Source organism: Spirillospora sp. NPDC048824 (assembly GCF_043198455.1).
Lineage (GTDB): Bacteria > Actinomycetota > Actinomycetes > Streptosporangiales > Streptosporangiaceae > Spirillospora.
Genome location: NZ_JBICUS010000045.1, coordinates 1 through 9,646 on the forward strand (window position 1 = coordinate 1; position 9,646 = coordinate 9,646).

General features: G+C 66.4%; 9 protein-coding genes and 1 pseudogene. 3 read left to right on the plus strand and 7 right to left on the minus strand.

The genetic code is table 11. The annotated features are described in order from the left end of the window. Nucleotides 1-57: 57 nt before the first annotated feature. Complete coding sequence (locus ACGFIS_RS37210) at nt 58-1,104, minus strand: thiamine-monophosphate kinase (protein ID WP_392973983.1); 1,047 nt, start codon at nt 1,102-1,104, stop codon at nt 58-60. Nucleotides 1,105-1,147: 43 nt separating this feature from the next. Beyond that, nucleotides 1,148-1,819 carry an HIT family protein gene (locus ACGFIS_RS37215; RefSeq protein WP_392973984.1) on the minus strand — a complete coding sequence of 224 codons (672 nt, stop codon included), beginning with the start codon at nt 1,817-1,819 and terminating at the stop codon, nt 1,148-1,150. Nucleotides 1,820-1,977: 158 nt separating this feature from the next. Between ACGFIS_RS37215 and ACGFIS_RS37220 the strand changes: the two genes are divergently transcribed. Then, entirely contained in the window at nt 1,978-2,745 is a 768-nt protein-coding gene (locus ACGFIS_RS37220) for a hypothetical protein (protein WP_392973985.1), read from the plus strand. Between the two features lies 1 nt (nt 2,746). Then, nucleotides 2,747-3,367: a class I SAM-dependent methyltransferase gene (locus tag ACGFIS_RS37225; RefSeq protein WP_392973986.1), complete on the plus strand. Its 621-nt coding sequence runs from the start codon at nt 2,747-2,749 to the stop codon at nt 3,365-3,367. Between the two features lie 6 nt (nt 3,368-3,373). Here the strand turns inward: ACGFIS_RS37225 and ACGFIS_RS37230 are convergent, their stop codons facing one another. The 3 genes from ACGFIS_RS37230 to ACGFIS_RS37240 form a co-directional block, all read right to left on the minus strand. After that, entirely contained in the window at nt 3,374-3,883 is a 510-nt protein-coding gene (locus ACGFIS_RS37230) for an HIT family protein (RefSeq protein WP_392911475.1), read from the minus strand. A gap of 576 nt (nt 3,884-4,459) precedes the next feature. Next, nucleotides 4,460-4,669 (minus strand): hypothetical protein, encoded by a 210-nt coding sequence (locus tag ACGFIS_RS37235; protein ID WP_392973987.1) that lies wholly within the window; start codon nt 4,667-4,669, stop codon nt 4,460-4,462. Nucleotides 4,670-4,754: 85 nt separating this feature from the next. Continuing rightward, nucleotides 4,755-5,102, minus strand: a complete 348-nt coding sequence (locus tag ACGFIS_RS37240) for a hypothetical protein (RefSeq protein ID WP_392973988.1) — start codon at nt 5,100-5,102, stop codon at nt 4,755-4,757. A gap of 19 nt (nt 5,103-5,121) precedes the next feature. Here ACGFIS_RS37240 and ACGFIS_RS37245 point away from each other — a divergent pair, with 19 nt between their 5' ends. Beyond that, entirely contained in the window at nt 5,122-6,906 is a 1,785-nt protein-coding gene (locus ACGFIS_RS37245) for a formylglycine-generating enzyme family protein (protein ID WP_392973989.1), read from the plus strand. 661 nt (nt 6,907-7,567) lie between these two features. Here the strand turns inward: ACGFIS_RS37245 and ACGFIS_RS37250 are convergent. Then, nucleotides 7,568-8,998, minus strand: coding sequence for a HEAT repeat domain-containing protein (locus ACGFIS_RS37250; protein ID WP_392973990.1), 1,431 nt, complete (start codon nt 8,996-8,998; stop codon nt 7,568-7,570). 27 nt (nt 8,999-9,025) lie between these two features. Next, a pseudogene (locus ACGFIS_RS37255) lies at nt 9,026-9,352 on the minus strand (ADP-ribosylation/crystallin J1); the annotation flags it as partial. Between the last annotated feature and the right edge of the window lie 294 nt (nt 9,353-9,646).

The window sequence follows — 9,646 nt, forward strand, 5'->3', positions numbered from 1 at the left end:
GGCCATCAGCATGCTCCGACACCGAAAACCCGCTCCCGGGGACGCTCGTCACGCCGTTCAGGCAGACGCTTCAGCAGCGTGAAAGATCGAGGTCAGCCTTACCTCGCGTTCTTCGGTGGCGTAGCCGATGTCGCAGAAGTGGAGACCTGCGTCCGCGAAGATCTTGGAGAGCTGCGACACTCCGTCTTCCGCGACGGTGAAGACCAGTTGGAAGTCCACCGAGTCGCCCAGGACGACCGAGGTGAGATCACCGCTGGTCAGCCGTGCGACCTCCGCCACGATGTCGGCGACGGGGAGTGCGCTCTCCTCGACCACGAAGCCGACGCCACCGGCGGCGGCCAGCGACTGGACGCCGGCCTTCAAGCCGTCGGAGGTGTCCTGGCAGCTCGTCACCACACCGCTCGTGCTCAGGCAGCGCCCTTCCCGCACGAGCGCCTGGGGACGTCGCCATGCGGATATCAGCACTTCCTCCTTGGCCGGCGGGAGCTTCGCAGCGCCGGGGCCGAGACCGCCGAAATAGCGCTGTGCGGACGCCGCAGCCCCTGTCGGCCCTGTGACGCAGAGGCGATCTCCTGCGCGGGCACCGGTCCGCAGCAGTGATCCGCCTCGCTCGACGATGCCCACGGCGGACGCGGACAGGATGATCCTCTCCGCGCTGCCGATGTCGCCTCCGACGTTGGGCGTGCCCACCTGCCGGCAGGCGTCGCGAATCCCTTCCATGAGAGCCGTGAAGTCGTCGTCCGGCAGTGAGCGCGGATAGCGGACGACCGTCAGGAGCGCGATCGGCAGCGCGCCCATGGCGGCGATATCGCTGAGATTGGCCATCGCCAGGTAGTAGCCGATGTCGTAGTTCGACAGGTAGCCGAGTTCGTACAGCTGGAATTTCGGTCCGCGGACGTAGTCCGACCCGACGACGATCTCCATGGGGCCGTCGATTCCGAAGACCGCGCAATCGTCTTGGGCGTCGGCGCCCGCGATGAGTTCGGCCTGGACTCCGTTCTGCAACCGCTGCGACCATCCTGACTGCCCTCCGAACATGGGCGCGATGATGTCGGCCAGCCGCGTCGGCTCGTCGGAGGCGGTGCCGGTGCCGGTGCTCTGCATGGAACCCATCCCATCCTCAGCTTTTGGCGGGGGTGTCAATGGCCTAAGGCAGCGAAAGCCTCCAGCGCGCAGTCTCTTTCATCGTCGCCGTCAGGAGATCTTTTCGGACGACGACTGCGTAGTCCCACTCCGGGTCCGGGATGCCCAGAATTCTCCCTGCCACTGATCGGAGATATTGGCGGGGCCTCGCCTGTACCGCAGCGTACACCTGGTGTTCGGCCGTGTCCCCGCAATAGAAGTACGGGCGATCGTCATATCCGAACTGTTCTAGATCGGCCAGTCCGCCCAGGGTGGTCGACACCAGGCCATCCCTTGCCATCAGCGCGTTGACCTGCCTGAACGGAAGGGGAAGCAGGTGAATATGGGCGTGGGTGACGCATGCGGAGCCTTCCATTCCCATTGTTGAGCCGTGCTCAAGGAAGACCGGATCGCCGAAACTTGCCGTGTATAGTGGGATTATTCGTTTAAGTGCCGTTGCCACGTCTTCGGCGTGGTCGCACATCACAGCACCAAAGCTGACATAGTGGGCGGTCGGTATCAGCAGCAGATGCCCCCTGGTCAGTGGCGACATATCCGCGAGCAGCGCGAGGGTGCTGCCGCGTGCGAGGATCCTTCCCGGCGGGGATCCGTTGTAGACGCGATGGAAGGTGACGTGCTCGGCCCCGGTGAGCTCTTGACAGAAATCGGACCCGGCACAAGAGTCTCGTTCGGTCACGGATCACCTCGACCGCAATTCGGACTAGCCTGATTGCTTTATCTGACCGACCAGAATATGGCCCTGGCAAAGTCGGCAGCCATATTGTTACTCGTCCCGGGTATGGTTTGACAAGGGTGCGGCGGGATTGCGGTGTGCCGAACGGGGATGAGCGGTAGATGAAGATGGCGGCAGCGCGTACCATAGACCGCTCAATCGTGCTGGCGGCAATGGTGCTGCTCGCCGGCAAGCAGTACGGCTTCCCTTCGGCCGAGTTATGGAGAGATGTCGAGCATGAATACTCGTACGTCTTGATCGTATTGATCTTGACCGCCGGGTTCTTCGGTGTCGTTTCCCCCTGCGCGTCGTGGTCTCACCGTCTCCGTGTCGAGCGCCGTCTGGTCATGCGCAGGCATGTCCTCACCGCGTTCGGGCAACTGATCGAAGTTTGCAGAGCGGTGACGCCCGAGATCGCGGTGAGCGATCCAGGGCTGCACATCTGGCAACGGAAACACAATCACCGGCATCCGCTTCGCGGTGAGCTCACGCGCGTGGCCACTTACCGCCTCGGCGCGTCACCGGCGACTCGCAGGATTCGCCCGACACCGGGTGTCGGCGTTGTGGGGCTATGTTGGAAGCTCGATCAGGAAGTGAGCGTCGATGTGGCAAGGCTCGCCCGAAACCTGGTCGACGAGGCCACATTCTCCTCATATCGGGCACAGGAAGGCGTGGATTCCGTGATGGGGTTCGGCTGGGAGGAGTTTCAGCGCTACCGCCATCGCGGTGCGGTCTTCGCCACACCGATCAGAAACGGTCGTTCCGGGTTCGTGGGCTGTGTCAGCTTCGATGTATCACATGGTCACGATGCCCTCGATGTGCAGCGCATCTGGCATATCCTCAATTCATTGAGCTTCGTGGTCGGGGAGGACGGGTTCGAGAATGTCTGAGGTGGGCGAAATCACCCGTCAGACCTGCGGCTGCTACGACGCCAATGCGAACTCCTATGGCGAAGCCTCCGAGGACTACGACAGGTTTCCCGGACTACGCACGGAGGTCGTCGAGTTCGCGCGGCAAGCACCGCATCCCATGCCCGTCCTCGACCTTGGATGCGGTGGTGGCCGAGACACCAGGCTGCTTGCATCGCTCGGCCGTACGGTGATCGCGGGTGACTACGCTCCGGCCATGCTCGAATGGGCCCGCAGCCGATCACGCGAGGAGGGGCGCACGCTCGGCTACCTGCGGCTGAACGCCCTGACACTCCCGCTCCGGGACGAGTCGGTGGCCGGGGTGTGGGCGTCGGGAAGCCTGCTCCACATCCCATCGGCCGGGCTGGAACGCGCGCTGGCGGAGGTTCACCGCGTACTGGTCCCGAGCGGTATCGCGGCGATAAGCATGCGCGTCGGCGACGGGGAGGGCTGGAAGGAGGGCGGATCGCTGGACGGGCCGCGCTGGTTCACCTTCGTCGATCCGGACGCGTTCGCGGACCGCTTGGAGGCGGCGGGATTCACCGACGTCCGGATCCGCTTCGCCGGCCGTGCCGGTTGGTTCATCGCGGTCGGGACGCGATAACCCGCCTCATTGCCAGGCATCCGGGTCGGAGTTGGGCGCGGCCCGGCGAATGCCTCCGCGAGGATCATCGACATCGCCATGGTGTCGGGGGATCAGGTGGATGTGCAAGTGGTCGATGCTTCGCCCCGCCGCCTTGCCGTCGTTGATACCGATCGTGTACGCCTCGGGAAAGTACTTCTCGTCGATGTGGTCCCGCGCCGCGCGCATCAGGCTGTAGGCGCTGAGGACCTCCTGATCGTCCAGCTCGAAGAACGAGACGACATGCCTTCTTGGGACTATTTCGATGTGTCCGGGATTGGCGGGAAAGTTGTCAAAGCGTGCATAGAATAACTCGTTCTCGCAGAGAATCCTGTTGAGTGACGGGTCATCCGGTTGGCAGAAGAGGCAGTCGGTTGCGACCTCGCGAGGCCGGGACTGGAGCTTGTTCTCCTCAAGCCCACGGCGCCCCGAGAGGAAAACGATCAGGCGTCGAAGTCCTCTGCTTCGCTCTTCTCCCGACGTATGCCCGATGAGCATTGTGCTCCAAGTCTCCCCTGTCGCCGAAAAGTATGGGTATGCGCAAGACTGATGATCAATCGGGTAGCGGAGTATGCGCGGTCAGACTTCGCAGATGTTAGCGGCTGGGATGGCTGCATGAAGGTGAATGGTCACAGGAGTCATCGGGGTCACGGTAGATCCTGACGGTGGACTATGTCACAAATGTCGTATCCGCCCACTAGAACACGTTACGACTCTGGCGTTTCGGACTGCAAGGTTTCGCTGTGTGAAATAGCGGCCGCTTGGGTGTTCGATCGGTGACGGTCGGTAGGTGCAGCAGCGTCGCCCGTGGCCAGGGCGGCTCACGTTTTCGCCGCGGCGGCAGCGCCCCCTGCTCGGAGATCCCGTGTTCGGGGTCGGCCTCCCGGCCCGGAGTGTGGGCCGAGCCGCAGGTCGGTGTAGGCCTCCAGGGCGGAGGCCAGGGCCTCTGCCGGACCGTGCGCCGGTCGGCGGACGTCAGACAAGGATCTCAACCTGCACCGCTCTTGGCCGTTACCGCGACCGGTTCACGGAGGACCGGGGATGAGGTCAGCATTAGAGACGGTTGGCGCATGATCAGCGGACTCTTACACGTGCCACGCGGTCGCCGCCGCTGGTGATCACGGTGACGTTCCGTCCGTCGCCGGTCAGGCCGAGTACCTCGCCGCTGAACTCGCTGATCCACACCCGTTCGCCGTCGGCCAGCGAGTACGCGACGAGCCGGCCCGTCGTACTGCTGTGGGAGCCCTGCCGGTCGCTCCAGGTCTCGGTATCGCCGGGCAGCACCGCCGGGGCGATCAGCCGTCTGGTGCACGCCGGTCAGGGCTGCACACGACCATCCATAAAGGCGCGACGGCCCAGGGTGTACATTTCACCCGTGATCAACGGCCGCCTCCGGCGACTGGATGTCAGCGACAGCCGCGGCGAGCTGGCGGCCGGGATCCGGAAACTTGATCATGTTCCGGCGAGCCGGCTTCGCCTGCTGGGGCGATGGCTGGCCGGGACCGGTACCCACCTCAGCGCGGTCAACCTCGGTCTGATCCTGCTTGGTGTGGCCGGGCACGACGACGACCGCGACCTCATCCCTCGCCCTCGGCTCGCTGGGCGGCCCCTGCTGCTGCACGGCCGATGCCCTGGCCGCTTCACAGTCGCGCCCGCACGAAGCGCTGCTGGAGATGGCCCGCCAGACCAGCGGCTGGGCACGGGCGGACGCGATCATGCTCCTGCGCGGAGCACGCGTGGAGCGGCTCGACAAGGACTCGCTGATCCGCGACGCCTGCGACGGCGAGTTCCTGGACGTGTACTTCGCCGATGTCGTCGCCGAGTCCGGGGACCTGGCCGGAGCGCTCGGACCCGACACCGTCGACGACGGTCTTTTGCGCGGCGCCGGCCGGGTGCTGTACGCGCTGTGTGAACTCGAATGTCGGCTCGCAGGAAACGCACTCATCAAGCAAACTGATTCGATCGGACTGCTGATCGGCTTGTCATCGTCGGGGATGGTCGTCAGCGTGGTCGGCCCTGGTTGGGCGGCCTTAACCCGGGGCGACCTCTGCGCGGTCGGCGCGCTGGTGCTCTGCCGCCTACCCCGCCACGATGTGCGGATCGCGATGAGCCAGCGGCATCAGGCGGCGGGAGCGCGGACGGGGGCTGACTTCTTCGATGCCCTGGAGGCTGAGGGCGTCCTGGTGCGCAACCGTCACAGCACACGGTTCGCCGGCGAGGTCACCGGTTACGCCGTCGCGCTGCCCGATGATCTGAGCGCCTCCGGACGGCCTGTGTGGTTCGGCGGCGGGAAGCTCGTCGGCGACCCGACCCTTCCCAAACTCCGGCGCCGGTGGAGCGTGGAAGGGCCTGGCCGTCCAGGGCCTAGTCCGCTGTCAGGCCGGCATCTGTCAGCGCGGACGGCTCGCGCCGTTTTGCGGACGACCGTCCGTCGTGCGGCGGACGAAGCCCGGACGGCTTCGGAATTGCTCGACCTGCTTCAGCGGCGAGGGCTGCTGGTCAAGCGTCGTTGGAGTCAGCTGGATCCCGACCAGCTCACCGGCTACGCTGTCGCGCTGCCCGGCACGGAGGAACCTGTCTGGTACCCCGGAGGCCGACTCGCTGAGGACTTCAGTCTGCTGTGGCGTGTCTTCCTATCCCGTGATCTCGGAACAAACGAACGGCGCGGTGCCGCGGTAACCGCCTCCGCGTCGCCGGCCGGCGTTGGGGTGCCTGTCCTACGGTGCTGTTACGGTTCGGCTGTGCTCAGCGATTTGGGTCCGGAATGGGACAGAAGGGTTGTCGGGGACCGGGCTGCGTGGCGGCATGACACGTCGGGTTTGGTGTTCCGACTGGTGCCGGGCGGTACGTTCCAAATGGGTCTGTCGGACGCCGAGGTGGCGGCGTTGCATGTGATCGCCGCCGACGGCGAGGCTGATGACGGTGTCGAACTGCTGTTGGAGAACATCGAGGAGATGCGTCCGGTTCGTTCGGTGACGGTCGGGCCGTTTCTGATGGCGCGGTGCCCGCTTACGGTGGCGCAGGTGCGGCACTGGCTGGCCGACTACGAAGACGACTATGCCGATAGTGACGCCAACGCCGCCCGCCTGGAGGACGAGTTGGACGATCTGCTGGATCTGCTGCCTTTTCGGCTGCCCAGCGAGGCGGAGTGGGAGTACGCCGCGCGGGCCGGAACCACGACCCTGACGTATCGAGGTGACCTGGTACCGTCCGAAACCGATCTGTTGGACCACTTCGGGGTGGAACGGCGCGTCCTGGCGAACGAGAACGCGTTCGGACTGGCGGCCATGGGCTCACTGGGCGAGTTGTGCGCCGATGCATACGTGCCTGGCTACGCCGGCGCGCCGACCGATGCGGCTCCCCGCCACGGCGACGGAGTCCGGGTGATTCGAGGCGGCGCCGCGGACATGAGCCCTTGGCAGGGATGTAACGAGTGGTTGGCCTTGCTGTCTGCCGCGCGAGGCCCACATGACATGTTCGCCGCTGTCCGCCCCGTCCTGGACCTTCCCGTCACGGCGTAAGTCTGTCCCGTGCTCACGACCTCCAGACGCGTGGTCACGCACGACCCGCGGCTAGTTGTTTCATTGCCTCAGGACCGGTGGCCGGCCAGGCTCGGTCCCGGCGCCCGGGCCGTCGCTCTCTCTGCGGCTGCCATGAGAGGCCGTCGACAGTTCGCCAGGATTGGGTCAGGATCGGCTGCGTGACGGGACGAGTAGAGGATGCGATTCGCGCGGCTGTCTCTCCTGGGGGACCGTTGGCGACCCCGTCTGGACGTGGTCGCTTCACAGTAGCCCGCTACACCACCGATGGGGTGGTGCTGCTTCTCGGTCAGAAAGAGGCATGAACGCCCTTGCCGTGGCGGGCGTTGGAGGAAGTTCCGGACCTCCTGCGGGGACGCGGTTGGGTACTGATCGGCAGCGCGTACTCGGTAGACGCCAAGGTTGGAAGCCTGGATGAGCACCTGAAACGCTTCCTCAAGCGGGCTACCGCAGGGTGGGTGGCCGTCCTTCTGGAAGAGGCCGGAGTGCTCTCCATCGACCGTTCACCGTCCTCGCGCGTCAAGCTACGAGCCGGGTGGTGACGCTCGGCGGCATGTGAGGACGTCGGCGATCTCGCGGTGATCGCCCTCGGCGTCGTAATGGAGCGTGGCGGACCTGTGCTGGGTGGTGATTTGTCGCCGCTCTACGAGGAGTGCTCTCGGTTGATGGCGAGAGTCCAGCGCAGCTGGTGGGCGTGCTGGGCGCCGATCAGCGCCTCGGCCATGTCGATGAGTTGACCGAGTCGCAGTGCCATTTCCTTGGTCGGCGTGCGGTAGGCGGTTGCGGCGCTGTGGCGTGACCAGTCGGTCAGGTCAGTGTGTGCCCGGTTGCCGAGTTCTCGGTCGCGGGCGGCCAGGAGGTGGAGGTCGACGTGGACGCGGGTCCAGGTGTCCTTCATGCGCAGTTGGTCGTAGGCCCCTAGTCGAACATGCGGTGGTGAATCGGCGGCCAGCAAGGCCCACAGCCGCGGGGTCGGCACCGCGTAGGGCTCGTTGCGCAGTGCCTGCTCGACCGCCCGGACGACCACTGGGGCCGGATCGGCGAGCATGTCGGAAATCCGGGGGACGGATCCGCCCAGTCGGCGGACGGCTCGTACCGCTTCGGCCCGCACCCGGGGACTCGGGTGCTTCAGGAAAGGCAGAAGCGCCGGCAAATCCTGACGTGTGCCGCATTCACCGAGCCCGGCGACCAGCGCCCGGGCCCGGCCCGGTGGCCGATCACCGGCCAGCGCATCGCGGTAGATCGCGGCAGGACTGCGGTCGGCGCGGCGGACGGCCCACTGCGCGGTGGCGCGCATCATCGCCGACCGATCCGGCAGATGAGCCACACCTGCTTCCGGGCGGCCGAGCCTCACCAATGCGGTGAGCGCCTCGACCCCGACCTTCGCGCTTCCCTGTTCCAACAGCCGTTCCAGGACGTCGACACGCCGGTCTCGAACCGCATCGGACACCAGCCACTGCGCACACCGCAGCGCGCAGACCCCATCGTGTTCACCCAGGGCGGCGCGCATGACCTCCTCGTGCCGGGAACGGCCCGAGGACAGCCACGACCGGTACGCCAACCGCCGCACCCCGATGTCAGGATGCCTGCGGGCCGACGCCAGCACCTCATCCGGGGCCGTGCACAGCGCCCCGGCGACGGCCTCCAGCGCATGGCCACCGCGCGTCCACGATCCGATCGCCACCGCCACACTCGCCGCCGCCAACAACGCCGCAGTACTCGCCGACCGCAATGCGGCAGTCAACGTGCGGCGCGCACGCTCACGCACCTGCGGCACCCAGTCGGCGGTCCGCAGCACCAGGACGGGCAACAGCAACCCATCGGCGCACATCACCGGATCCGCGACCGCCGACTCCCGTCGGCGGCCGTCCGGGGAGCACGCCGCCACCAGCCGCGACAGCCGCTCATCGGCCGGCGGCCGGTTCATCGTCCCGACCGGCCTCCCGTCGTACACCACGGCCGGGGTGCGCAGCGCCCGGTCGAGCCCGACCCAGGTCTTGGCGCCGGCGACCGTCAACATCGCCGCGACCTCATCCGAGCGTTGGCCACCGGTGACCGCTTCGACGACCCGCATCGCCAGCGGGCCGTAACCGGGAGCGTGGAATTCGCGGACAACGCGGATCGGACCGGCCAGATGAGCGTTGAACTCCTCCAGCTCCCCGGCCGGAACCCACAGCTCCAGGATCGTCCGCCCACCCGCCTGCCGCACCGGATAACGGCGCGCGAAGTCCGCGTCGACCTCGAAACGCGTCACGAAACCGGCGCCCGACACCGGCACATTCCAGTCCCGAGCGATCTTCACCGCATACGCCTCGTTCAACACCGGATAGAAGATCGGCTGATCCGGCAGCCGGGGCGGCCAGACCCGCCACCCCGACGCACACACCAACGACAACTCCGCCGGCCCGACCGGACGCCACAACCTCACCGTGGCCCGCCCGCCATCACGCGCCCCGCTCCGTCCATCGGCCACGAAACCGAGTCTGACGATCCCGCCGAACTCCGACAACCGGATAATCGCTCCGACGCTGCTCGAGCTGGCAGACCCCGGCCACCTCCCTGAAACGAACGCACAGCATCAGCGGCAGAAGAGGACGCCCGTACCGGTGCAAAGGCGGCGATGTCTAGCTACTGCGGCGGCCATCGCATCGACCACGAGTTCGGTGGTCTGGCGGATGTCGATGGAATGGCCGATGATGCGGCGGGAGAAGCAGTCCAGTAC